The 23,426-nt window shown below is 72.1% G+C and carries 22 protein-coding genes and 1 tRNA gene; 14 read left to right on the top strand and 9 right to left on the bottom strand.

Annotated features, from left to right (window positions below; genetic code table 11):
• Window positions 1–77: 77 nt before the first annotated feature.
• The gene (locus ACFY9V_RS31795) at window positions 78–1,376 is read right to left on the bottom strand and encodes a PTS transporter subunit EIIC (RefSeq protein ID WP_355343101.1); all 1,299 of its coding nucleotides are present in this window, start codon (window positions 1,374–1,376) and stop codon (window positions 78–80) included.
• A 216-nt stretch (window positions 1,377–1,592) separates the two neighbouring features.
• Between ACFY9V_RS31795 and ACFY9V_RS31790 the strand changes: the two genes are divergently transcribed.
• The 3 genes from ACFY9V_RS31790 to rdgB all read left to right on the top strand — a co-directional run bounded on the left by ACFY9V_RS31790 (window position 1,593) and on the right by rdgB (window position 3,476).
• Window positions 1,593–1,826 carry a glucose PTS transporter subunit EIIB gene (locus tag ACFY9V_RS31790; protein ID WP_188282159.1) on the top strand — a complete coding sequence of 78 codons (234 nt, stop codon included), beginning with the start codon at window positions 1,593–1,595 and terminating at the stop codon, window positions 1,824–1,826.
• Window positions 1,827–1,982: 156 nt separating this feature from the next.
• Window positions 1,983–2,714: a ribonuclease PH gene (gene rph, locus ACFY9V_RS31785; RefSeq protein ID WP_355343104.1), complete on the top strand. Its 732-nt coding sequence runs from the start codon at window positions 1,983–1,985 to the stop codon at window positions 2,712–2,714.
• A gap of 156 nt (window positions 2,715–2,870) precedes the next feature.
• Window positions 2,871–3,476: an RdgB/HAM1 family non-canonical purine NTP pyrophosphatase gene (rdgB, locus tag ACFY9V_RS31780; RefSeq protein ID WP_391163952.1), complete on the top strand. Its 606-nt coding sequence runs from the start codon at window positions 2,871–2,873 to the stop codon at window positions 3,474–3,476.
• Window positions 3,477–3,528: 52 nt separating this feature from the next.
• Here rdgB and ACFY9V_RS31775 read toward each other — a convergent pair.
• Together ACFY9V_RS31775 and bcp are read right to left on the bottom strand one after the other, a co-directional pair.
• A tRNA-Leu gene (locus ACFY9V_RS31775) sits at window positions 3,529–3,615 on the bottom strand.
• Between the two features lie 84 nt (window positions 3,616–3,699).
• Window positions 3,700–4,167: a thioredoxin-dependent thiol peroxidase gene (bcp, locus tag ACFY9V_RS31770; protein WP_355343110.1), complete on the bottom strand. Its 468-nt coding sequence runs from the start codon at window positions 4,165–4,167 to the stop codon at window positions 3,700–3,702.
• A gap of 112 nt (window positions 4,168–4,279) precedes the next feature.
• Between bcp and ACFY9V_RS31765 the strand changes: the two genes are divergently transcribed.
• Window positions 4,280–4,612, top strand: coding sequence for a DUF3618 domain-containing protein (locus ACFY9V_RS31765; protein WP_355343113.1), 333 nt, complete (start codon window positions 4,280–4,282; stop codon window positions 4,610–4,612).
• Between the two features lie 61 nt (window positions 4,613–4,673).
• The gene (locus ACFY9V_RS31760; RefSeq protein WP_188282170.1) at window positions 4,674–4,976 is read left to right on the top strand and encodes a co-chaperone GroES; all 303 of its coding nucleotides are present in this window, start codon (window positions 4,674–4,676) and stop codon (window positions 4,974–4,976) included.
• Window positions 4,977–5,137: 161 nt separating this feature from the next.
• On the opposite strand, the gene ACFY9V_RS31755 is transcribed toward ACFY9V_RS31760, so the two are convergent.
• Complete coding sequence (locus ACFY9V_RS31755; protein ID WP_391163951.1) at window positions 5,138–7,429, bottom strand: transglycosylase domain-containing protein; 2,292 nt, start codon at window positions 7,427–7,429, stop codon at window positions 5,138–5,140.
• A gap of 328 nt (window positions 7,430–7,757) precedes the next feature.
• On the opposite strand from ACFY9V_RS31755, the gene ACFY9V_RS31750 reads away from it, so the two are divergent.
• The 3 genes from ACFY9V_RS31750 (at window position 7,758) to ACFY9V_RS31740 (ending at window position 10,594) form a co-directional block, all read left to right on the top strand.
• Window positions 7,758–8,561: an ABC-2 family transporter protein gene (locus ACFY9V_RS31750; protein ID WP_391163950.1), complete on the top strand. Its 804-nt coding sequence runs from the start codon at window positions 7,758–7,760 to the stop codon at window positions 8,559–8,561.
• Between the two features lie 199 nt (window positions 8,562–8,760).
• Window positions 8,761–9,525, top strand: coding sequence for an ABC transporter permease (locus tag ACFY9V_RS31745; RefSeq protein ID WP_355343292.1), 765 nt, complete (start codon window positions 8,761–8,763; stop codon window positions 9,523–9,525).
• A 118-nt stretch (window positions 9,526–9,643) separates the two neighbouring features.
• Window positions 9,644–10,594: an ATP-binding cassette domain-containing protein gene (locus ACFY9V_RS31740; RefSeq protein WP_391117272.1), complete on the top strand. Its 951-nt coding sequence runs from the start codon at window positions 9,644–9,646 to the stop codon at window positions 10,592–10,594.
• Window positions 10,595–10,707: 113 nt separating this feature from the next.
• On the opposite strand, the gene ACFY9V_RS31735 is transcribed toward ACFY9V_RS31740, so the two are convergent.
• Complete coding sequence (locus ACFY9V_RS31735; RefSeq protein WP_355343125.1) at window positions 10,708–11,850, bottom strand: N(5)-(carboxyethyl)ornithine synthase; 1,143 nt, start codon at window positions 11,848–11,850, stop codon at window positions 10,708–10,710.
• Between the two features lie 222 nt (window positions 11,851–12,072).
• A complete protein-coding gene (locus ACFY9V_RS31730; protein WP_391047094.1) occupies window positions 12,073–13,206 on the bottom strand; it encodes an aminotransferase class V-fold PLP-dependent enzyme in 1,134 nt (377 codons plus the stop codon).
• Window positions 13,207–13,558: 352 nt separating this feature from the next.
• Between ACFY9V_RS31730 and ACFY9V_RS31725 the strand changes: the two genes are divergently transcribed.
• The 3 genes from ACFY9V_RS31725 (at window position 13,559) to ACFY9V_RS31715 (ending at window position 17,117) form a co-directional block, all read left to right on the top strand.
• On the top strand, window positions 13,559–15,127 hold the full coding sequence (locus tag ACFY9V_RS31725; RefSeq protein WP_391164000.1) for a DUF445 family protein: 1,569 nt from the start codon (window positions 13,559–13,561) through the stop codon (window positions 15,125–15,127).
• Between the two features lie 33 nt (window positions 15,128–15,160).
• Entirely contained in the window at window positions 15,161–16,057 is an 897-nt protein-coding gene (locus tag ACFY9V_RS31720) for a class E sortase (RefSeq protein ID WP_391163949.1), read from the top strand.
• 205 nt (window positions 16,058–16,262) lie between these two features.
• Window positions 16,263–17,117 (top strand): fumarylacetoacetate hydrolase family protein, encoded by an 855-nt coding sequence (locus tag ACFY9V_RS31715; protein WP_391163948.1) that lies wholly within the window; start codon window positions 16,263–16,265, stop codon window positions 17,115–17,117.
• A 72-nt stretch (window positions 17,118–17,189) separates the two neighbouring features.
• On the opposite strand, the gene ACFY9V_RS31710 is transcribed toward ACFY9V_RS31715, so the two are convergent.
• Window positions 17,190–17,780, bottom strand: a complete 591-nt coding sequence (locus ACFY9V_RS31710) for a GNAT family N-acetyltransferase (RefSeq protein WP_391047087.1) — start codon at window positions 17,778–17,780, stop codon at window positions 17,190–17,192.
• Window positions 17,781–18,062: 282 nt separating this feature from the next.
• On the opposite strand from ACFY9V_RS31710, the gene rox reads away from it, so the two are divergent.
• Window positions 18,063–19,490, top strand: a complete 1,428-nt coding sequence (gene rox, locus ACFY9V_RS31705; RefSeq protein WP_391163947.1) for a rifampin monooxygenase — start codon at window positions 18,063–18,065, stop codon at window positions 19,488–19,490.
• 113 nt (window positions 19,491–19,603) lie between these two features.
• On the opposite strand, the gene ACFY9V_RS31700 is transcribed toward rox, so the two are convergent.
• Window positions 19,604–20,086 (bottom strand): heme-degrading domain-containing protein, encoded by a 483-nt coding sequence (locus ACFY9V_RS31700; RefSeq protein ID WP_391047083.1) that lies wholly within the window; start codon window positions 20,084–20,086, stop codon window positions 19,604–19,606.
• On the bottom strand, window positions 20,083–21,147 hold the full coding sequence (locus ACFY9V_RS31695; protein ID WP_355343143.1) for a Gfo/Idh/MocA family oxidoreductase: 1,065 nt from the start codon (window positions 21,145–21,147) through the stop codon (window positions 20,083–20,085). The genes ACFY9V_RS31700 and ACFY9V_RS31695 overlap by 4 nt, the downstream gene beginning before the upstream one ends.
• A gap of 56 nt (window positions 21,148–21,203) precedes the next feature.
• Here ACFY9V_RS31695 and ACFY9V_RS31690 point away from each other — a divergent pair, with 56 nt between their 5' ends.
• Window positions 21,204–22,523 carry an ROK family protein gene (locus tag ACFY9V_RS31690; protein WP_391163946.1) on the top strand — a complete coding sequence of 440 codons (1,320 nt, stop codon included), beginning with the start codon at window positions 21,204–21,206 and terminating at the stop codon, window positions 22,521–22,523.
• 69 nt (window positions 22,524–22,592) lie between these two features.
• Complete coding sequence (locus ACFY9V_RS31685) at window positions 22,593–23,357, top strand: GntR family transcriptional regulator (protein WP_355343149.1); 765 nt, start codon at window positions 22,593–22,595, stop codon at window positions 23,355–23,357.
• Window positions 23,358–23,426: the final 69 nt, after the last annotated feature.

Genomic DNA, 23,426 nt, shown 5'->3' with positions numbered 1-23,426 from the left:
GCCATGAGTCACACGCTGGGTGACATGACAAAAGCCCCCAAGTCCGGGGACTTGGGGGCTTTTACGACGCCGAATCGTTACTTTACGTTGCCCTGCTCCAGCTCGGCCTCGATCTCGTCCGGCTCCCGGCCCGGCGTGGCCAGGTTGAACTTCACGATCACGAAGCGGAAGAGCGCGTAGTAGACCACGGCGAAACACGCGCCGACGATCAGCAGCAGCCAGGGTTTGGTGGCCAGGTTCCAGTTCAGGCAGTAGTCGATCAGACCGGCCGAGAAGCTGAAGCCGTCCTTGGCGCCCAGCCCCCAGCAGACCGCCATCGAGACGCCGGTCAGCACCGCGTGGAAGGCGTACAGCAGCGGTGCGATGAACAGGAAGGAGTACTCAATCGGCTCGGTGATCCCGGTGACGAACGACGTCAGGCCGACCGAGAGCATCATGCCGCTGATCTCCTTGCGGCGGTGCGGCTTGGCGGTGTGCGCGATGGCCAGCGCGGCGGCGGGCAGCGCGAACATCATGATCGGGAAGAAGCCGGTCTGGAACTGCCCGGCCGTCGGGTCGCCCGCCAGGAAGCGCGGGATGTCGCCGTGCACGACCGTGCCGTCCGGCTTGGTGAAGTCGCCGAACTGGAACCACACGAAGGTGTTCAGGAACTGGTGCAGACCCACCGTGAGCAGCGCGCGGTTGGCGACACCGAAGATGCCCGAGCCGATCGCGCCGAGGTCCACCAGCCACTTGCTGAAGCTGGTCAGCGCGTCGCCGATCGGCGGCCAGACCCAGGTGCAGATCACCGCGAAGACGATCGCGACTCCGGCCATCATGATCGGCACCAGGCGGCGGCCGTTGAAGAAGCCGAGCCAGTCGACGAGCTTGGTGCGGTGGAAGCGCTGCCAGAAGTACGCGGTCAGCAGCCCGAGCACGATGCCGCCGAAGACACCGGGGTTCTGGTACGTGGCCGCCGCCGCCGTACCGTCCTTGGCGATGCACGCGCCCGCCGACAGTACGGTGCCGGGCCCGCAGTCCTTGGGGAACTGGTGCAGCACGCCGTTGTAGACCAGGAAACCGGCCACCGCGGCGAGCGCGGTCGAGCCGTCGGACTTCTTGGCCATGCCGATGGCCACACCCACGCAGAACAGCAGCGGCAGACCGATCGAGCCGTCCAGCAGCGCGCCGCCCGCGCCGACGAAGACCTTGGCCACCCGGTCCCAGCCCAGGCCGTCGGCGCCGAAGACGTCCGGCTGGCCCAGTCGGTTCAAGATGCCCGCGGCGGGCAGGACGGCGATCGGCAGCTGGAGGCTGCGGCCCATCTTCTGGAGCCCTTGGAACAGCACGCTCAACCAGGGTTTGCGGGGCGCCGCGGACGCGGTGGCCGAACTCATTCGGTGTCCTCCCTGACTGCTGCCTGCGGGCGTTCGCGTACAGTGGCCGTACATTGGTTTAGACCACTTGTACGCAGGCGGCGCCCGTCCGGCAGGGGGGCGCCGCTGAGCGCCATGGTGGTCCACCCGGGGGTCAACCGCCCGTGAAGTTGGGCCAACCGTGCGTTACCGTGACATATCGGACTCACGGTGGGTCAGGGAAACAGGAGACAAGAGATGGCCAGCAAGGCTGAGAAGATCGTCGCCGGTCTCGGCGGACTCGACAACATCGAAGAGGTCGAGGGCTGCATCACCCGGCTGCGCACCGAGGTACGGGACCCCTCCCTCGTCGACGAGGCCGCCCTCAAGGCCGCGGGCGCCCACGGCGTCGTCAAAATGGGCACCGCCATCCAGGTCGTCATCGGCACCGACGCGGACCCGATCGCGGCGGACATCGAAGACATGATGTGACGCGGCGCCCGCGCTGAACGTCCGAGGACCGCGTCACTCCCGTGGCGCGGTCCTCCCCGTTCCCGCCGACGGCCGCGGGCCGCGCCCCCGACGGACCCCGCGGTCCCGGACCCACCCGGTCCTGCGCGGCGGCCTCACCCGGATAGGCTCACGCGCATGTCACGATTCGACGGCCGCACCCCTGACCAGCTCCGCCCCGTCACCATCGAGCGCGCGTGGAGCAAGCACGCCGAGGGCTCCGTCCTCGTCTCCTTCGGCGACACCCGCGTGCTCTGCACCGCCAGCGCCACCCAAGGCGTACCCCGCTGGCGCAAAGGCAGCGGCGAAGGCTGGGTCACCGCCGAATACTCCATGCTCCCGCGCGCCACCAACACCCGCGGCGACCGCGAATCCGTCCGCGGCAAGATCGGCGGCCGCACCCACGAGATCTCCCGCCTGATCGGCCGCTCCCTGCGCGCCGTCATCGACTACAAAGCCCTCGGCGAGAACACCGTCGTCCTCGACTGCGACGTCCTCCAGGCCGACGGCGGCACCCGCACCGCCGCCATCACCGGCGCCTACGTCGCCCTCGCCGACGCCGTCACCTGGATGCAGACCAACCGCCTCATCCGCGCCAAGGCCCAGCCCCTCACCGGCACCGTCGCCGCCGTCAGCGTCGGCATCGTCGACGGCGTCCCCCTCCTCGACCTCGCCTACGAAGAAGACGTCAAGGCCGAAACCGACATGAACGTCGTCTGCACCGGCGACGGCCGCTTCGTCGAGGTCCAGGGCACCGCCGAAGGCCAGCCCTTCGACCGCGCCGAACTCGACGCCCTCCTCGCCCTCGCCGTCAACGGCTGCGCCGACCTCACCGCCGCCCAGCAAGCCGCCCTGGCGGCCACCGCCTGAACCCCGCTCGACGCCACCCTCCCGGCGGCTGCCGCGTGTTGACAGCTACGCGCGCCGCACCCGCCGGGAGGCGCGGCCACGGGGGAGGGGGCGCGTGAACCGTCGTCACACGACCGCCTCAACGGCCACGGCATCCGGCCGGAGATAATTCCCCCCATGACCCGCCGCCTCGTACTCGCCACCCGCAACGCACACAAGGTCACCGAACTCCACGCGATCCTCGCCGACAGCGGCCTGGACGTGGACCTCGTCGGAGCCGACGCCTACCCCGAGATCCCCGACGTCAGGGAAACCGGCATCACCTTCGCCGAGAACGCCCTGCTCAAGGCGAGGGCGCTGGCGGCCGGTACCGGGCTGCCAGCCGTCGCCGACGACTCAGGGCTCTGCGTCGACGTACTCGGCGGCGCCCCCGGCATCTTCTCCGCCCGCTGGGCGGGCAAGCACGGCGACGACGCGGCCAACCTCGACCTGCTCCTCGCCCAGCTCGGCGACATCGACACCCCCCACCGCGCCGCCCACTTCACCTGCGCCGCCGCCCTCGCCCTCCCCGACGGCACCACCCGCGTCGTCGAAGGCCGCCTCCGCGGCACCCTGCGCACCGCCCCCGCCGGCACCAACGGCTTCGGCTACGACCCCATCCTCCAGCCCGACGGCTCCACCCTCACCTGCGCCGAACTCACCCCCGCGGAGAAGAACGCCATCAGCCACCGCGGCCAAGCCTTCCGCGCCCTGACCCCCCTGGTCGCGGAACTCCTGGCCTGACCCCGCGCATGACAATGGCCTGCGATTCGACCTTCGAATCGCAGGCCATACATGGTGCGGCCGGTGGGATTCGAACCCACACGGGATTTCTCCCACTGGGATCTAAACCCAGCTCGGCTGCCTGTTACGACACGGCCGCGTGCAGCCTCACCATGATATCGACCCGGTGTGGTCTGCGGTACGTGGTCACACGCGCCCCCGCGTCCGTGGATACGTGGTCACGTCAGACGGCGAGGTCCTTGAGGAGCTTGGCGACGTGGCCGGTGGCCTTGACGTTGTAGAAGGCGTGGGCGACTTTGCCGGATTCGTCGACGACGACGGTGGAGCGGATGACGCCGGTGACGGTCTTGCCGTAGAGCTTCTTCTCGCCGAAGGCGCCGTAGGAGGTGAGCACGGCCTTGTCGGGGTCCGCCACCAGGGTGACCTTGAGGGATTCCTTCTCGCGGAATTTGGCGAGCTTTTCCGGCTTGTCGGGGGAGACGCCGATGACGTCGTACCCGGCGGAGGCGAGGACGTCGAGATTGTCGGTGAAGTCGCACGCCTGCTTGGTGCAGCCGGGGGTGAGGGCGGCCGGGTAGAAGTAGACGATGACCTTGCGGCCGCGGTGGTCGGCGAGGGAGACGGGCTTGCCGTCGGCGTCCGGAAGGGTGAAGTCGGGGGCGGTGTCGCCGGGGGCCAGGCGCTCGGACATGAGGGAAACTCCTTGGGCAATGGGGCGCATTCGGGGGTGCCGACGGGGCGCGGGCCGCGTCGTACTGACAGACTGTCCGAACGCTACCGAATCAGGCGATGGAGGAACCGCGGTGTCGGAAGGGTCGGAAGTCAGGACGGCCGCCCAGATCGAGGCGGAGATCACCCGCAGGCGGCAGGATCTGGCGTCGACGCTGGACGAGATCGCGGTACGGGTGCACCCGGTGACGATTGTCCGGGACACCAAGGCCAAGGCCGTTTCCGCGGTGGACCGCAGTGTCGGGCAGGCGTTCGTGGCGGCGAACCGCGCGGTCGGCAGGACGCGTGCGCACTTCGTCGACGAGAAGGGCGCGCCCCGCCCCGAGCGGGTCATTCCGGCGGCGGTCGCCGGGGTGGCGCTGGTCGCCGCGGTGGCCGGTCTCACGGTGTGGCGGCGCCGCCGGTAACGTCGTGGCCGTGAGTTCGAAGAGTTCGAAGAGCGAGCAGCACGACAAGCTGCCCATCCGCATGCTGCACGACCGCGTTCTGGTGCGCCAGGACAGCGGTGAGGGCGAACGCCGCAGTGGCGGCGGGATTCTGATTCCGGCGACCGCGGCCGTCGGCAAGCGCCTGGCGTGGGCCGAGGTCGTGGCCGTCGGGCAGAATGTGCGGACCGTCGAGGTCGGCGACCGGGTGCTGTACGACCCGGAGGACCGGGCCGAGGTCGAGGTGCGCGGTGTCGCGTACGTCCTGATGCGGGAGCGCGATCTGCACGCGGTCGCCGCCGAGCGGCTCCAGGGCTCGGAGGATTCCACCGGGCTGTATCTCTGAGGCCGGTGGATGACGGACGCTCTGAGGCCGGTGCATGACGGACTCCCTGAGACCGGTGGATGACCGGACTCCCTGAGGCCGGTGGTTCCCCGGAGCCGGGCCGCTGAGGCCCCTGCCCGCGGCCCGGCCCCGCACATGCCGGGCCCCCGCGCCCGGCCTCCTCACCCGCCCGGTGAACTGTTCCCGTCCGGCCCCGCCGTACCGCTCCCGTCACCGCCCCCGCCGCCACTGCTCCCGCCGCCCGGACTCGTCCCGCCCGTCACCCCGCCGATCGGGTTGAACGTGTCGGACGGGGTCGGCTCGGTGGTCGGGGGCTGCGTCGTGGGCGGTTCCGTGGTCGGCGGCTGCGTGGTGGGCGGCACGGTGGTCGTCGGGGGAGGGGTGGTCGGCGGCTCGGACGTGGGCGGCGTCGACGTCGGCGTGTCGGTCGGGCTCGCGGTGGTCGCCGGCGGCTGCGTGGGCAGGCCGCTCTGCACGTCCAGCGAGAAGTTCTGCTTGGGCACGCCCTTGAGCGCCGCCGCCGTGTAGTCGGCCCACACCGAGCCGGGCGGCCCGCCGCCGTTGATCCGCGGCAGATTCATCGCGCCGTACAGCTTCTCCTGTTTGCCGTTGTCCGGGTTCATGCCCAACACGGCGACCACGGTGGCGAGTTTGGGCGTGTAGCCGGCGAACCAGGCGGCGATGTCGTCGTCCGCCGTACCGGTCTTGGCGGCCGAGGGCCAGCCGGAGTCCTGGGCGACGGTCGCGGTCGCGCCGGGGCTGTCGACGACGCTGCGCAGGATGGACGTCGTGGTGTCGGCGGCCTGGCGGGGCACGGACTGGACGGCGTCGCGCTTGGGCAGGCTCACGTCGTTGCCGTCCTTGGTGATCTTCAGGACGAGCGAGTACGGGATCTCCTTGCCGTGGTTGGCGAGCGTGGCGTACATCTGCGCCATGTCCAGCGGGCTGGCCCCGAAGGCGCCGAGCGCCATCGCGGGTGTCTCGGGGATCTTGACGTCGTCCGGCATGCCCAGGTCGTGCGCGGTGTCGATCACCTTGCGGGTGCCGACGTCCTGCGCCATCTGCGCGAAGACGGCGTTGACGGACTTGTCCATGGCGCGGGTGACGGTGATGTCGGGGTAGGACCCCTGGTCCTCGTTCTCCGGCTTGTAGCCGGTGGGCCCGTCCGGGCCGATCACCTCGCGCTTGTTGGTGCCGTCGTAGACCGTCTTGGGAGTGATCGGCTCCTTGTCCTGCGTCGAGGACTCGTGCTGGACGGCGGAGGCGAAGATCACCGGCTTGAAGGTCGAGCCGGGCGGATACGTGGCGTTGGTGGCGCTGCTGACGTACTGCTTGGTGTAGTCGATGCCGCCGTAGAGGGCGACGACGTTGCCGGTGGCCGGGTCGATGGACGCGCCGCCCGCGCGGACGTACTTGTCGACGGTCTTGTGGCCGAGTTGGTCGTAGATGTTCCTCTGGGCGGCGGCGACGAAGGCGTCTTCCTTGGGCTTCTGGATCGTGGTGACGATGCGGTAGCCGCCCAGGCGCAGGGTGTCGGCGTCGACGATGTGGTTGTCGGAGAGATAGCGGTTGACGGCTTCGATGATGTAGCCGCGCTGGCCCGCCTTGCTGGCGACGGGCTTGGGCTTGTCGATGCCGGGGAAGACCGTCGCGTTGCGCTCGGACTGGCTGAGCCAGCCCTCCTTGACCATGCCGTCCAGTACGTAGTTCCAACGGCCTTTCGCCGCCGGGGCGTTCTCCGGGTGGGCGACCAGGTCGTATTCACTGGGCGCGTTCAACAGCGTTGCCAGATAGGCGCCTTGAGCGGTCGTCAATTCGCTGGCGTTGACGCCGAAGTACGCCTGGGAGGCGGCCTGGATGCCGTACGCGTTGCGCCCGTAGTAGCTGGTGTTGAGATAGCCCTCGAGGATCTGGTCCTTGGTCTCGTTGCGGTCCAGCTTGATGGCGATGAAGAATTCCTTGACCTTGCGGACCGCGGTCTGCGACTGGTTCAGGTAGTAGTTCTTCACGTACTGCTGGGTGATGGTGGAGCCGGATTGCCTGCCCTTGCCGGTGGCGGTGTTCCAGGCGGCGCGGAGCATGGCCTTGGGGCTGACGGCGGACTCGTGGTAGAAATTCCGGTCCTCCGCGGAGAGCACGGCGTGCTGCGCGGTCTTGGCGACGCCGCTGAGGGTGACGTTCTCACGGTTGATCGCGCCGTCGCGGGCGATCTCCGTCGTGCCGTCGGCGTACACGTACACGTTGCTCTGCGCGGTGGCGGCGGCGTTCGGGTCGGGGATGGAGACCAGCGCGTAGCCGAGGAAGAAGCCGCCGATGAGGACGATCAGGACGGCGAGTACGCCGCCGGTGACCATGCGCCAGGTCGGCAGCAGCCGGCGCAGGCCGGTACGGCGCGGCCGTCCCCTGCGGTCGGTGAGCGTCGGGCGCGGTCCCCAGCCCTGCCCGCCGGTCATGCCCGCTCGCCCGTCGTCGGTTTCGGCTCGTGGCTCATATCTGTTGGGACTCCTCCGCCGCTGCCGGGGTTGGTCCGCGGCGGAACATGATGGACCAATCGTTACGTACGCTTACGTAGGCCGCCGCCAAACACTGTCGCACCATTAGCCCGCCGGGGTTCAACGCCGCGCATCCGTGACAGGGCTGTGACAGGCCGGACGGCGCACGCGTGTCACCCGTTGGGGTGGGTCGCCGGGGTGCGGAACGCCGCGGAGAAAACCGGTGGTGGGTGGGGTTCGCCGCGTACTAGGCTCGCCGACTTGCGTCTTTTTCGGGGGTGAGTGAGTGATGGGCGGCTTCTACGGGGCCGTGGTGGTGCGCGGTTTCCGGCGTTACGCCACCTACCGGACGGCGACCGCGGCGGGTGTCTTCACCAATACGGTCTTCGGTTTCATTGTCGCCTACAGCTATGTGGCGCTGTGGGGTCAGCGCCCGCACCTCGGCGGTTACACCGAGGCGCAGGCGCTGACGTATGTCTGGATCGGGCAGGCGCTGCTCCAGACGATGGCGTTGATGGGCGGCGGCTTCGAGGACGAGCTAATGGAGCGGATCAGGTCGGGTGACATCGCGGTGGACCTGTACCGCCCGGCCGACCTCCAGGGGTGGTGGCTGGCGGCGGATCTGGGCCGGGCCTCTTTCCAGCTGATGGGGCGCGGCGTGATCCCGATGGTGTGCGGGGCGCTGGCGTTCGATCTGGCGCTGCCGACGCGGCCGGCGACCTGGCTGCTGTTCCTGGTGTCGGTGGCACTGGGGGTGGTGGTGAGTTTCGCGGTGCGGTTCCTGGTGGCGCTGAGCGCTTTCTGGCTGCTGGACGGGGCGGGCGTCAGCCAGGTCGCCTTCCTGGCCGGGCTGTTCTTCTCCGGGATGCTGCTGCCGCTGACCGTCTTCCCGGGCTGGCTCGGCACGCTCGCGCGGTCGATGCCGTGGGCGGCGATGCTCCAGGTGCCCGCCGATGTGCTGCTGGAGCGGCACCGGGGGACGGACGCGCTGCTCGCGCTGGCCTTCCAGGCGGGCTGGGCGGCGGCGCTGCTGCTGACCGGCCGCGCGTTGCAGGCCGTCGCGGCCCGCAGGGTGGTGGTGCAGGGTGGCTGAGGAATCCACGGTCCGCGACGGCGCCGGGCGCGCCGAGGACGGCCGGAGCCTCGGGGGCTCCCGGGGCTTCGACGGCTCCCGGGGCGTCGGGGGCTTCGGCTCCGTCGAATCGGTCGGGGCCGTCGACCCGTACGACACCGCCGGCGGCGCGTGGTTCACCGTCCGTGAGACGTGGCGGACCTACCGGCTGATCGTCGGCATGTGGGTGCGGTCCACGATGGCGTACCGGACGTCCTTCGTCCTCACCGCGTTCGGCAACTTCGCCGCCACCGGCCTGGACTTCGTGACGATCCTGCTGATGTTCTCGCACATCACCGTGCTCGGCGGCTTCACCCTCGCCGAGGTGGCGTTCCTGTACGGCACCACGAGCACGTCCTTCGGCGTCGCCGATCTGGTGCTGGGCTCCATGGACCGGCTCGGCCGCCGGATCAGGGACGGCACGCTCGACACGCTGCTGCTGCGCCCGGTGCCGGTGCTCGCGCAGGTCGCCGCCGACCGGTTCGCGCTGCGCAGGCTGGGCCGGATCACCCAGGGTCTGATCGTGCTCGGCTGGGCGGTCGCGCACGCGGACATCGACTGGTCGCCGGTCACCGTCCTGCTGCTGCCCGTGACGGTGCTGTCGGGCGCGGTCATCTTCTGCGCGGTGTACGTGGCGGGCGGCGCCTTCCAGTTCTGGGCGGGCGACGCCTCCGAGGTGCAGAATTCGGTGACCTACGGCGGCAACACGATGCTCCAGTACCCGCCGGGCATCTTCGCCCGCGACCTCGTGCGCGGCGTCACCTTCGTGGTGCCGCTCGCCTTCGTCAACTGGCTGCCCGCCCTGCGCATCCTCGGCGAACCCGACCCGCTCGGCCTGCCCGGCTGGGTCGACTTCGCCTCCCCGCTGGTCGCCGCGCTCTGCTGCGGCCTGGCCGGGCTCGCCTGGCGCGCGGCCCTTCGTACGTACCGCAGCACAGGGAGTTGAGACGGCCGTGATCGAGCAACGCACAGGAGCAACCGGAGGAACGGGAGCCGCGGGAGCGGGAGCCACCGGAGCAGGCGTCACAGGTGCCGGGGGCGGGCCGGGACCCGGCACAGACACCGTGATCGCGCTGGACGGCGTCGAGAAGGTCTTCGACGTACGCCGCAAAGCGGGCGCGCTGCGCAGGGTGCGCAGCCAGGTGCGGGCGGTGGACGGGATCTCCTTCACCGTGCCGCGCGGCGAGATCGTCGGCTACATCGGGCCCAACGGCGCGGGGAAGTCCACGACGATCAAGATGCTCACCGGCATCCTCAACCCCAGCGGCGGCCGGATCAGGATCTGCGGCCTGGACCCGACGCGCGACCGTACCCGGCTGGCCCGCAGGATCGGTGTCGTCTTCGGCCAGCGCACCACGCTCTGGTGGGACCTGCCGCTGCGCGACTCGTACCAACTGGTCCGCCGCATGTACCGGATCGACGACGCCCGTTACACCCGCAATCTCGCGGCCTGCGTCGAACTCCTCGACCTGGGGCCGCTGTTGGACGTGCCCGTGCGCCAACTCTCGCTGGGGCAGCGGATGCGCGGCGACATCGCGGCGGCGCTGCTGCACGATCCCGAGGTGCTGTACCTGGACGAGCCGACGATCGGGCTCGATGTGATCAGCAAGTCCAAGGTGCGCGACTTCCTGCGCACGGTGAACGCCGAACGCGGCACGACGGTGCTGCTCACCACGCACGACCTCACCGACATCGAGCAGTTGTGCCGCCGGGTGATGGTGATCGACCACGGCCGCCTGATGTACGACGGGGACCTCGGCGGACTGCACGCGGTCGGGGAGAGCGAGCGGACCCTGGTGGCGGACTTCGCCCGCGAGCTGCCCCCGGTCCAGGTCGAGGGCGCCCGCTGCGTCAAGGTCGAGGGCCCCCGCCAGTGGCTGGCCTTCCCCGCGCAGGCCAGCGCCGCCCCGCTGGTCGCCGCGGTCGCCGCCGACTACCCGCTGGTGGACCTGTCGGTCCGCGAACCGGCCATCGAGGACGTCATCGCCCGGATGTACGGCGCGGACCGCACCTGAACGGACCGCACCTGAAGCGGTCCGCACCTGACGGGCGCACCTGAACGGACCGCCCCCGACCGGCCGGGGCGCGGACGACCGCGAGGCCGTACGCGCCCCGGCAGGCGATTCGGCTACGGCCGTGCCGGGACGTGGTCGTGCGGATACTCCTCGGCGCGGTGCTGGAAGGCCAGCACCTTGGGGTTCTGCACGGTCCCGCCGCGGATCTCGATCGCCCGCCGCAGGGTGTCGTCCGCGTCCCAGCCCGCCGGGCCCTCCAGGACGCGCCGCAGATACGGCAGCAGCGCCTCGCTGATCTCCCAGGTGGCCGAGTTCCACAGGTACGACGGGCTGTGGTCGACGCCGTAGTACTGGACGTGGTCGCCGACGGTGAACATCGGGTCGGTGAAGGTGGTGGGCCTGGCCCACGCGAAGCCCATGCCCTCGTCGCAGGACACGTCGATGATCAGCGTGCCGGGCGCGAGGCTGGGCAGGTCGTCCTCTATCAGGAACATCAGCGGCGCGTCGGTGTCCTGGAGCACGCAGTTGACGATGATGTCGTGCCCGGCGAGGAATTCGGCCAGCGGCTGCGGGCCGTCCTCGGTCAGGACGACGCTGCGCCGCGGGTCGAGGGTGTCGTCGGCCTCGTCGTGGTCGAAGTGCACGATCCGCGCGGAGTGGATGGGCGAGCTGACGGCCGTCACACCGCGGGCGGTGAGCACGTCCACATCGTGCACGCCCAGCGCGCTGAGCGCGGTGACCGCGCCGCGGGCGGTCGCGCCGAAGCCGATCACGACCGCGCGCTGCCGCCGCCCGTAGTCACCGGTGACCCCGGTGAGCTGCATGGCGTGCAGCACCGAGGAGTATCCGGCCAGCTCGTTGTTCTTGTGGAAGACGTGCAGGTTGAACGAGCCGTTGCGGTGCCAGTGGTTCATCGCCTCGAAGGCGATCAGGGTCAGCCGCCGGTCGATCGCGGCCTGGGTGACCTTCTCGTCCTGCACGCAGTGCGGCCAGCCCCACAGGACCTGGCCCTCGCGCAGTTCCGCCAGGTCCTCGTGGAGCGGCTTGGCCAGCAGGACGACATCGCACTCGGCGATCAGTTCCTCGCGCCGCCGGAAACCGGCGACGAGCGGCGCGAGCTGTTCGTCCGGCACACCGAAGTGCTCGCCGTAACCGGTCTGGAGATAGATGCTGCCGAGCAGGTCGGCGTCGATGCGTTCGAAGTGGGCCGGATGGATGGGCAGACGGTGCTCGTTCTCCTTGCGCGTCTGCGCCATGATTCCGAGCGTGAGGTGCGGCTGCTGCGGGTTCTGCCTGTGCTGCTTGAGCTGCTTGAGCTGCTGCAAAATGCCCCTTTGGTTACTCCCTGTGTAGCACACGGGGAGTGGGCGCGACGCCCCCCGCGGCAGGGGCGGCACGGGGGACGCGGGGGACGCGGGGGACGTCGGGGGGACAACCGCTGTGGGCGGCGCGCGTGCGCGGGGCCGCCCGCCGCCGGATCAGCGCAGCGACGTCAGGGCCGCGCGGACACGGTCGACGGCCGCGAGCCGGGTGGAGGCGTGCGCGGACAGCCGTACCGAGTCCGTACGGACCGACGGCGTGACCCCGTGCGCGTGCAGGGCCTTCGCGACGTGCCGCGGGTCGGTGCCGGGCAGCCGGAAGGAGACGATCCCGGCCCGCTCGGCCGGATCGGTGGGGGACAGGACGTCGCCGCCGCAGGACCGGACGGCGTCGATGAACTGGCCGACCCGCGCGCGGATGTGCGCCTCGACGGCCGGTACGCCGACGCCCTCCACCAGCTCCAGCGCCGTGGCCAGCGCGGCGGCCGTGACCGGGCTCAGATTGGTGGTGCTCCAGCGCTGGGCGCCGGGCGCGGGCGGGTGCTCGACGTCGTCGAAGACGCCCGCGTCCTCGACGCCGGTCCAGCCGCCGAGCGTCGGCTCCAGACGGTCGAGCGCGAGGTCGGAGAGGATTCCGAAGCCGGTCGCCCAGCTCGCCCGCAGCCACTTCTGGCCGCCCGCGACCACCACGTCCGCCGCCGCCCACGGCAGATCCGCCACCCCGAAGCCCTGGATGGCGTCCACCACCAGCAGCCGGTCCGGGCCGATCACCTCGCGCAGCGCCGCCAGATCCGCCCGGTAGCCGGTCCGGAAGTCCACGGCGCTGACCGACACGGCCACGACGTCGTCGGTCAGCGCCGCCCGTACGGCGTCCGCGGTGATCCGCCCCCGCGCGTCCGGCTCCAGCACGCGCGGTACGGCGCGGCCCAGCTCCGCGCTGCGCCGCCACGGGTAGTGGTTGGCGGGGAACTCGCCCGCGGGCACCAGCACCGTGCCCGCCGGGAGGCCGAAGGCCGCGTGGAACAGGCCGGTCGAGGTGTTCGGCAGCAGCACCGTGTGCGCCGCGTCGGTGCCCGCCAGCCGGGCGGCGGCCTCCCGCGCCCTGGGCTCGGCGCGCATCAGGTCGTTCACCGTGTCCTGGTCGGCGTGGGCCGACCTCTCCAGCGCCTCGGCCGTCGCGGCCAGCACGTCCCGCGAGGGCGGACCGTAACGGGCGAAGTCGAGATAGCCCTCCGGCTCCTCGAAGTGCTCGGCGTAACCGGGCAGCCCTCCGGTGGCGTGCGGCGCTGTCATCGCGGTGTGCTCCCTGTCGCTGTCTGTCGCTGTCTGTCGCTCGTACGTGGCGGTGCCGTGCGGGGGTATGCGTGCGTCGTGGGCCGTTCCCGGTGCCGGGAGGCACCGGGAACCCGCCGTTCGTTCCCCCATTGTCGGCGCGGGGGGAAAGCGCCGGCACGACGGGTACGGGCGCGCGGACGAGGAGGCGCACGGGAGCGGGTAGGGGCAGGCGTACGTGGGCGCGTACGGGCAGGCGTACCGGAGCGCGTACGGGCTGGCGTACGTGCGCGCGTACGACAAGGATCACCGGGCCGTGACGGCCGCGGGCGGCGATAATACCCGGGTGGACACGCGGGCGGAGCGGGAGCGGATGGAAACGGCGAGCACGAGCGGCGGGACCGGTACGGGCGGGGCGGCGGGTGCGGGCAGTGCGGCCCCGGCGGCCCATGGCCCCGCGGCCAACGGCGCACGGCCGGAATCAGGCGGACGGATCGCGCTCGGGCCCGAGGCCGGTGACGCTGCGCCGACGGCCGACGGCTCGGGCCCCGGCGGCGCGTCCCGGAACGGCTCAGGCGGCGGGGGCCACGGCGGCTCGGGCTCCGGCGGCTCGGGCTCCGGCTCCGGGCCCGGTTCCGCCCCGCGCGGGCGGCCCTCACCGCGCGGCGGACTGGCCGACGCGCCCGGCGGCGCCGCGGCCGAGGAGGAGCGCCGCAGGGGCCTGCGCCGGATGAAGCTGATCGCGACCGGCTTCCTGCTGGTCGCGACCGTCGTCTACGCGCTCGCGAAGTGGGCGGACTCGCGGGGCGCGGGCGGCTGGGCCGGTTACGTGGCCGCCGCCGCGGAGGCGGGCATGGTCGGCGCGCTCGCCGACTGGTTCGCGGTCACCGCGCTCTTCCGCCGCCCGCTGGGCCTGCCCATCCCGCACACCGCGATCATCCCGACCAAGAAGGACGCCCTCGGCGCCAGCCTCGGCGACTTCGTCGGCGAGAACTTCCTGTCGGCCGAGGTCGTCCGCACCCGGCTGCGGGCGGTCGGCGTCGGCACCCGGCTCGGCGGCTGGCTGTCGGAGCCCGCCAACGCCGACAAGGTCACCGAGCAGGCCGCCGCCGCGCTGCGCGGCATGTTCACGGTGCTGCGCGACTCCGACGTGCAGGCCGTGGTCAGCGAGGCGATCACCCGGCGCGCGGAGGCCCAGGAGGTCGCGCCGGGGCTCGGCAAGATGCTGGAGCGGATCGTCGCCGACGGCGGCCACCGCCGCATGGTCGACCTGGTCTGCGTCCGCGCCCACGACTGGCTGGTCGAGCACGGCGACTCCGTCATGGACGCGGTGCAGGGCGGCGCCCCCGGCTGGACCCCGCGCTTCGTGGACCGCAAGGTCGGCGAGCGGGTCTACAAGGAACTGCTGCGCTTCGTCACCGAGATGCGCGATTCCCCCGGCCACCCGGCGCGCGGCGCCGTCGACCGCTTCCTCGGCGACTTCGCCGTCGAGCTCCAGTCCGACCCGGACACCCGCGCCCGCGTCGAGCGGCTGAAGAGGGACCTGCTGGCGCGCGGCGAGGTGCAGGACCTCATCGCGTCCGTGTGGGGCGCGGTGCGCACGATGATGGTCGCCGCCGCCGAGGACGAGCGCAGCGAGCTGCGGATGCGCGCCCGCGCCTCCCTGCTGTCGCTCGGCCGCAAGCTGGCCACCGACCCGCGGCTCCAGGAGAAGGTCGACGTCTGGCTGGAGGACGCCGCCACGTATCTCGTGACCACCTACCGCGACGAGATCACCTCGCTGATCTCCGAGACCGTCGCGGGCTGGGACGCCGACCAGACGTCCCGCAAGATCGAGAACCACGTCGGCCGCGACCTCCAGTTCATCCGGATCAACGGCACCGTCGTCGGCGCCCTCGCGGGCCTGGCCATCTTCGCCATCTCCCGCCTCGCGGGGGGCTGACGGGCGGCGCCGTACCGCCGTATCGTTGCCGATGTGACGGTTCGTCAGATACGGCACGGTCGGCGGGGTGCGACGTCCAGGCGGGGGTCGGGCCCGCCCCGGCGGCGGCGCGTCGTCGCCTACGGGCACGGCTACGGCCGCCGCTACGGGCAGGCGTACGGCCCCGGTTACGGCCGCGGGCCCCGTCCTCGGCGCTCGCTGACCGGGCGGCTGCTGTGGGCGGCGGCCGAACTGGCCATGACCGCGGGGGTGCTCGTACTCCTGCTCGTCGTCCACCAGTTGTGGTGGACCAATGTGCAGGCGCACGCGGCGGCCCGGCGCGAAGTCGCCGCGCTGGAACGGAGTTGGGGCACGCCGTCGCCCTCTCCCGCGGCGCCCTCGCCGGGTACCGGCGCGCCGAGTGACGATCCGGCCGTCACGCCGAGCGGCCCGGCCCCGTCCGCCGCCGCGCCGCCGCCCTCCTCGAAGGGCGGCACCCGCGATCCGGGCTTCGCCGTCATCCACATTCCCCGGATCGGGATCACCGCGCCGATCGCCGAGGGCATCAGCAAGTCCGCGATCCTCAACCACGGTTACGTCGGCCACTACCCCGGCACCGCGGGGCCCGGCGCCACCGGCAACTTCGCCCTCGCCGGGCACCGCAACACCCACGGCGAGCCGTTCCGCTACATCAACCGGCTCCGCGTCGGCGACACCGTCGAGGTCGAGACGGCCGCATACCGCTACACGTACGTGATCCGTGAAGTCCTTCCCCAGACGTATGCCTCCGACGGCACCGTCATCGCGCCCATTCCGTACAGCTCCGTCCACTCCTCCGCCCGTATGCGCGGGGTCGCGCACTACATCACGCTCACCACCTGCACTCCCGAATTCACCTCCCGCTACCGCCTCGTCCTCTGGGGCACCCTCCAATCCACCGCCTCCCGCTAGGGCCTGCCCGGGGCCCGGGCCCGTGCGGACCTTCTGCCGGGGCGGCTGTCCCACGGGGTGGGCCGGGGGTTGCGCGGGCCGGGGGCGGAGTTGGAGGATCGGACAAGACATCCGATGACCGTTCCCACCGGGTGCCGACCGATGACCGAGCCCCGGCCCGGGGCAGGCCGCCCAGAGGCGACCGGAAAAAAATGGGAGTACCCACGTGAAGCTGCTGCGAGTCGGCCCCGCCGGGGCGGAGCGCCCGGCCCTGCTCGACGGAGACGGTGTCCTGCGTGACCTGAGCGGTCTGGTGACCGACATCGACGGGAAGCTCCTCGCCGATTCGGAGGCGCTCACCGCGGTGGCCGAGGCCGCGGCCGATGGCTCGCTCCCGTCGCTCGACCCGTCGCTGCGGGTCGGCCCGCCGCTGTCCCGGATAGGCAAGATCGTCTGCATCGGGCTCAACTACCACGACCACGCGGCCGAGACCGGCGCCCAGGCGCCGGGCGAGCCCGTCGTGTTCATGAAGGCCCCGGACACGGTCGTCGGCCCCGACGACACGGTGCTGGTGCCGCGCGGCAGCGAAAAGACCGACTGGGAAGTGGAGTTGGCCGTCGTCATCGGCCGCGAACTGCGCTACGCCGCCTCGCACGAGGAGGCGCTGGCCGCCGTCGCGGGGTACACCATCGCGCACGACGTCTCCGAGCGCGCGTTCCAGATCGAGCGCGGCGGCCAGTGGGACAAGGGCAAGAACTGCGAGACCTTCAACCCCCTCGGCCCCTGGCTCGTCACCGCCGACGAGGTCCCCGACCCGCAGGCCCTGCGCCTCCGGCTCTGGGTCAACGGCGAGCTGAAGCAGGACGGCTCCACCGCGAGCCAGATCTTCCCCGTCGCCGAAGTCGTCCGCTACCTCAGCCACTTCATGACGCTCTACCCCGGCGACGTCATCAACACCGGCACCCCCGCCGGTGTGGCGATGGGCCAGCCCGAACCCAAGCCGTACCTCCGGCCCGGCGACGTCGTCGAGCTGAGCATCGACGGACTCGGCACGCAGCGCCAGCAGTTCACGTCCGCCTGACCCCACCGCGCGGCCGTTGACCGGCACGCGCACAGCGGGCCCGCCCCCGGGGCGGGCCCGCCCCGAAGCCCGTCACGCCGTGACGAAGTAGGGCTCACGTCCTGCCGCCCGCTCGTTGGCCTCGAATTCGACCGCGAGCAGCCCGAAGTGATGCACGTCCCGATAGGCGCCGCCCTGGAACACGTGCTCACGCTGCACGCCCTCCGCGGTGAAACCGAGTTTGCGCTGGAGCGCCAACGACCCCTCGTTGCCTCCGTAGACCTCGGCACAACAGCGGTGATACCGCCGTTCCCCGAACATGAACGACAGGACCAGCCGCATGGCCTCCGACGCGTAGCCGCGGCGCTGGTACGCGGCACCGAGATGAATGCCGTAATGGAAGTTGCCGTTCAGCCGGTCGCAGTCGTTCAGCACGACAGCACCCACCGGCTTCCCGCTGTCCAGGGCCTCGATGACGAGCAGGTACTCGTCCTCCGTACGGCTCGGCCCTTTCTCGCTCTGCTCTTGAAGGCGCTTGCGAGCCGCGGCCGCGGAAATCGGCAGCATCAGCCGCTCACCGTCCCGTTGCGTCTCCGCCTCGGACTCGAACGCGGCCAGTTGCTCCCAGTCCTCGGGCTCCAGGCCCCGCAGGCGCACCCGCTCGCCCGTCCAGAACCGCGTCACTCCACCCATGCTCAGCCCCCGCCGTCTGTCGCTGTCTCGCGCGGGCCATGACGTCGACCCGGTCCGGGCTGCCAGCGTACGGGGGTGGGCCGGGCTGAATTCCGGGGTGCGGAGGCCGGGTATGCGAATGGGCAAGGAGAGTGGGTACTCCTTGCCCTTCTTAAGGTATAGCGCAAGGGGGGCCTTGCGGCAAGGGGGTGCTGGGGTCGCACAATGGGCGGCCGGAGGCCAGAGGTGCGGTGAATCTGGCGGAATGCACGGCTTTGTGGACGGGGACATCTGATGGTGGACGTGACCGTCGTCGGCAGTGGGCCGACGGGGTTGATGCTGGCGAGCGAGCTGCGGTTGCAGGGCGTGGACGTCGTGGTGCTGGACCGGGAGGCGGAGCCGACGTCGTTGGTGCGGGCGCTGGGGCTGCACGCGCGGAGCATCGAGATCATGGACCAGCGCGGGCTGCTGGAGCGGTTCCTGGCGCTGGGGACGCAGCACCGGGTCGGGGGATTCTTCGGGGGGCTCGGCAAGGAGTGGCCGCGGCGGCTGGATACGGCGCACGGATATGTGCTGGGGATCTTCCAGACGGTCACCGAACGGCTGCTGACCGAGCACGCGCGGGAGCTGGGCGTGGAGTTCAGGCGCGGCTGCGAGGTCGTGGGGCTGAGCCAGGACGACGAGGGGGTGACGGCGGAGCTGGCGGACGGGTCGCGGCTGCGGTCGCGGTACCTCGTGGGGTGCGACGGCGGCCGGAGCACGGTGCGCAAGCTGCTCGGCATCGGATTCCCGGGGGAGCCGAGCAGGGTGGAGACGCTGATCGGCGAGATGGAACTGGACGTCGACCAGGAGACGTTGGCGGCCGTGACGGCCGAGGTGCGCAAGACCGAGAAGCGCTTCGGGGCGATGCCGCTCGGGGACGGGACGTACCGGGTGGTCGTGCCCGCGAAGGGCGTCAGCGAGGACCGGGCGGTCCCGCCGACGCTGGAGGACTTCAAGGAGCGGCTGACGGCCTTCGGCGGCACCGACTTCGGCGTGCACTCACCGCGCTCGCTGTCGCGGTTCGGCGACACGACCCGCCTGGCGGACAGCTACCGCGTGGGCCGGGCGCTGCTGGCGGGGGACGCGGCGCACATCCACCCGCCGACCGGCGGCCAGGGCCTCAACCTCGGCGTGCAGGACGCGTTCAACCTCGGCTGGAAGCTGGCCGCCGCCGTCAACGGCTGGGCCCCGGAAGGGCTGTTGGACACCTACGAGACCGAGCGCCGCCCGGTGGCCGCCGCCGTACTGGACAACACCCGCGCCCAGATGGAGCTGATGTCCACCGAGCCGGGAGCCATGGCGGTGCGCCGACTGCTGTCGGAACTGGCCGAGTTCGAGAACGTCAACACGTACCTGATCGAGAAGATCACCGCGATCGCCATCCGTTACGACGTCGGCGAGGGGCACGAACTGCTCGGCCGGCGGCTGCGCGACGTGGAGTTGAAGCGCGGCCACCTCTACGGGCTGATGCACCAGGGGCGCGGTCTGCTGCTCGACCGGACCGGCGCGCTCTCGGTCGACGGGTGGGCGGACCGGGTCGACCACGTGGTCGACGTCAGCGAGGAACTGGACGTCCCCGCCGTCCTGTTGCGCCCGGACGGCCATGCCGTGTGGGTCGGCGAGGACCAGGCGGAACTGCGCGCCCTGATGCCGAAGTGGTTCGGGGCCCCCGCCGACTGAGCGATCACGCCGACTGAGCGATCACGGCGACCATGAAGCTCACGGCGACCGTCAAGCTCACGGCGACCGACCGTCAAGCTCACGGCGATCACGGCCACCCACCGCGCTCGCCGTCAGGCGCCCGCCTCCGCCAGATAGCGGGTGAGCGCCGCCACGACCAGCGCGTGGTCCTCGACCTGCGGGAGGCCGGAGACGGCGACGACCCCGACCACGCCGACTCCCGCCACCCGCAGGGGGAACGCGCCGCCGTGCGCCGCGTACAGGTCGGGGTCGAGCCGCGAGGACTCCTCGAAGCTGCCGCCCTTGGCCCGGAACCGCTCGCCGACCAGCAGCGACGAGGCGTGGTAGCGCTCGACGACCCGCGCCTTACGGGCCAGCCAGGCGTCGTTGTCGGGGGTGGTGCCGTCCAGGGCGTGGTGGAAGAGCTGCTGACCGCCGCGCCGGATGTCGACGGTGACGGCGGCGCCGCCCTCGCGGGCCATCTCGACCAGCAGGGAGCCGAGCCGCCAGGCGTCGTCGTGGGTGAACCGGGAGAACACCAACTCCGCTTCCTGCGCCACGAGTTCGGCGACGCGCTCGCCGCCGGGCGCGGTCACAGCGCCACCGTCCGGCCCTGCGCGGCCGAGAGCTTCGCGGCCTCCAGGACGTCCAGGGCGGCGGCGGCCTCCAGCGCCGTGACCGGCGGCGGGGTGCCGTCGCGCAGGGAGGCCAGGACACCGGCGTAGAAGGCGGGGTAGTCGCCGGGCACGGACGGCACCCGGCGCGAGTTGTCGTCGGTGCCGACGGTGCCCCACGAGGACTCCGGCTCCGCGCCCCACGCCGTGCCCTCGCCGGGGCGCAGACCCTCGCGCAGCGCGGCCTCCTGCGGGTCAAGACCGTAGGTGACGTAGCCGCCGAGGCTGCCGAGGACGCGGAAGCGCGGCCCGAGGCGGGCGGTGGTGGCGCTCATCCACAGGTGGGAGTGGACGCCGTTGGCGTGGGTGACGGCGATGAAGGTGTCGTCGTCCGCGGCGGCGCCGGGCCGCTGGACGTCGGACTCGGCGTACACCAGGGCGGCCGGGCCGAACAGCGCGAGCGCCTGGTCGACGAGGTGACTGCCGAGGTCGTACAGCAGGCCGCCGATCTCGGCCGGGTCGCCGGACTCGCGCCAGCCGCCCTTGGGCTGCGGGCGCCACCGCTCGAACCGCGACTCGAAGCGCTGCACCTCGCCCAACTCGCCCTTGTCCAGCAGCCCTTGGAGGGTGAGGAAGTCGCTGTCCCAGCGCCGGTTCTGGAAGACGGAGAGCAGCAGGCCGCGGCGCTCGGCGAAGGCGGCCAGTTCGCGCGCCTCGGCCGCGGTGCCCGCGAGCGGCTTGTCCACCACGACCGGCAGCCCGGCGTCCAACGCGGCGGTGGCCAGCGGCACATGGGTGCGGTTGGGGGAGGCCAGGACGACCAGGTCCAGCTCGGACGCGCGCGCCCACAGCTCGTCGGCCGCCGCGGCGAAGCGTACGTCCGGGTGCTCGGCCAGCGCCTGGGCGCGGCGCTCGGGGCTGCCGGTGACGATCGTGTCGAGGACCAGGCCCTCGGTGGCGGCGATCAGCGGGGCGTGGAAGAAGGAGCCGGCCGGGCCGTAGCCGACGAGGCCGACGCGAAGGGGAGTGCCGGGGGTGCTCATGCGCTCCACTTTGGCAACAGTGTTGCCAAAGTGCAAGCGCGCGGGACAATGGCGGGGTGAACCCGTCCGCGCCCGGCGCCAACCTCCCCGCCCTCCGCAGCCACAACGCCGCGCTCGTCCTCGGCCTGCTCCGTACGGCCACGCTGTCGCCCGCCGACGCAGGCACGGACAGCGGCGGTACGGACAGCGGGGGTACGAGCGGCGGAGGCACGGACAGCGGGGGTACGACCGGCGGCGGTACGGGCAGGGGCGGAACGGGCAGCGGCGGTACGGACGGCCGCGCGCGGGGCATCAGCCGCCTGGAGCTGGCCGAGCGGACCGGCCTCACCCCCCAGGCGGTCAGCAAGATCACCGCCCGGCTGCGGGCCGAGGGACTGGTCGAGGAGGCCGGGCGGCGCGCCTCGACCGGCGGCAAGCCGCGCACCGAACTGCGGCTCGTCAGCGGCGCCCGGCACGCCGTCGGCGTCCACCTCGACGGGGAACGGCTCACCGCCGTCCTCACCGACCTCACCGGCCGTACCGTCGCCGAACGCGAGGCGCCGCTGGACCTCGGCCTGCCCGTGGAGTCCGCGCTCGCCGCGATCGTCCACGAAGTACGGCTCATCGCCGCCCGCGCCCCCGGCGCCGTCCTCGGCGTCGGCGTCGGCATGCGCGGCCCCCTCGACCACCGCACCGGCACCCTCCACCGCGTCACCGGCTTCCCGCACTGGCAGGGCGTCCCGCTCCGCGCCCGCCTGGCCGCCGCCCTCGGCCTCCCGGTCGCCCTCGACAAGAACACCAACGCGGCGGCCCTGTCGATCCTGGCCGAGGCCGTCCCGGCGGGGACTGTTCCTGCCGGGACCGGGGAGGGCTCACCGCCCCCGGCCGCCGCCCCCGGCGGGTGGTCCGCAGCCGCCCGTCCCCGCCCCGCCGCAGGCGGCCCCCCGGCCTTCGCGTATCTGCACCTCGGGGCCGGGCTCGGCGCCGGGCTGGTGCTGGGCGGGGAGGTGTACCGGGGCGGGCGGACCGGGGCGGGGGAGTTCGGGCACCAGGCGGTGGAGCTGGGCGGGGTGCTGTGCGAGTGCGGCAACCGGGGCTGCCTGGAGGCGCTGTGCCTGGCGGCGGCCGGGCGCGGCGACACCGTGGGCGCGGCCCGGCTGCTGGGCGTCGGGGCGGCGAATCTGGTCGCGCTGCTCGACATCGACCGGGTGGTGCTGGGCGGCAGGACCGTACTGGCCGCGCCCGCCGTCTTCGCCGAGCAGGTAGCGGCCGTGCTGGCCGAACGCGGCCGGAGCGTGCCCGTGGGATTCGCCGCGGCGGGCCCCCGCGCGGAGGCCGAGGGCGCCGCCCTGCTCGTCCTGGCCCCGCTCTTCGGCAATGTCCTCACCCGCGCCTGACGCGTCCCCGCCCGCCCGTGAGCAGGGCTCCGGGACCGGGCACCCCGTCCGGTCTGCGAGGATCGGGCAATGGCCGACGCAGATCCGCAGAGCCCGATCCGGGCGGGCATCCCGGAGCACGGGCGGGTGCCGAAGTACTTCGCCGTCAAGACCCGCCTCGAAGTCGTGCTCGACGAGTTGGGCGAGGGCGGACTGCTGCCCACGGAGCGGGAGTTGGCGGCCCGCTTCGAGGTGGCGCGGGAGACCGTACGGCAGGCGCTGCGCGAACTGCTGATCCAGGGCCGGGTGCGCCGCAGGGGCCGCGGCACCGTCGTGGCCGGACCCAAGCTGGAACAGCCGCTGTCCACCGACAGCTACACCGAGGGCGTACGGCGGCAGGGCCGCGTCCCCGGCCGTAATCTGATCGCGCTGGAGCGGCTGCCCGCCGACCCCGGTCTCGCCGCCGAACTGCGGCTCGCGCCCGGCGACCCGGTGTGGCACATGGAGCGCGTGCTGCTCGCCGACGAGGAGCGGGTCGGCCTGGAGAGCACGTATCTCGCGGTGGCCCGACTGCCGCACCTGGAAAGGGACTTCGCGCCCGACACCTCCTTCTACGCCTTTCTGCGCGAGCGGATCGGCGTCGAGCCGGTCTCGGTGGACGAGCGGATCGAGACGGTGCTGGCCACACCGCGCGAGGCGCTGCTGATCGGTACGCCGCCCGCGCTGCCGATGCTGCTGCTGCACCGGTCGAGCCGGGACGAGGCGGGCGAGCCGCTGGAGCGGGTGCGGTCGCTCTACCGCGGCGACCGCTTCAGCTTCACCGTCCACATGGAGAAGAGCGACCGGCGGGGCTGAGGTCCCCATTGGCCGACGCCCCCTTTTCAGTCACGGAATGATAACGGGTCTAGTCCAAGCTTGGAGACC

Source organism: Streptomyces sp. NPDC008317 (genome assembly GCF_042955955.1).
Lineage (GTDB): Bacteria > Actinomycetota > Actinomycetes > Streptomycetales > Streptomycetaceae > Actinacidiphila.
This window is presented reverse-complemented; position numbering and strand designations above follow the sequence as displayed.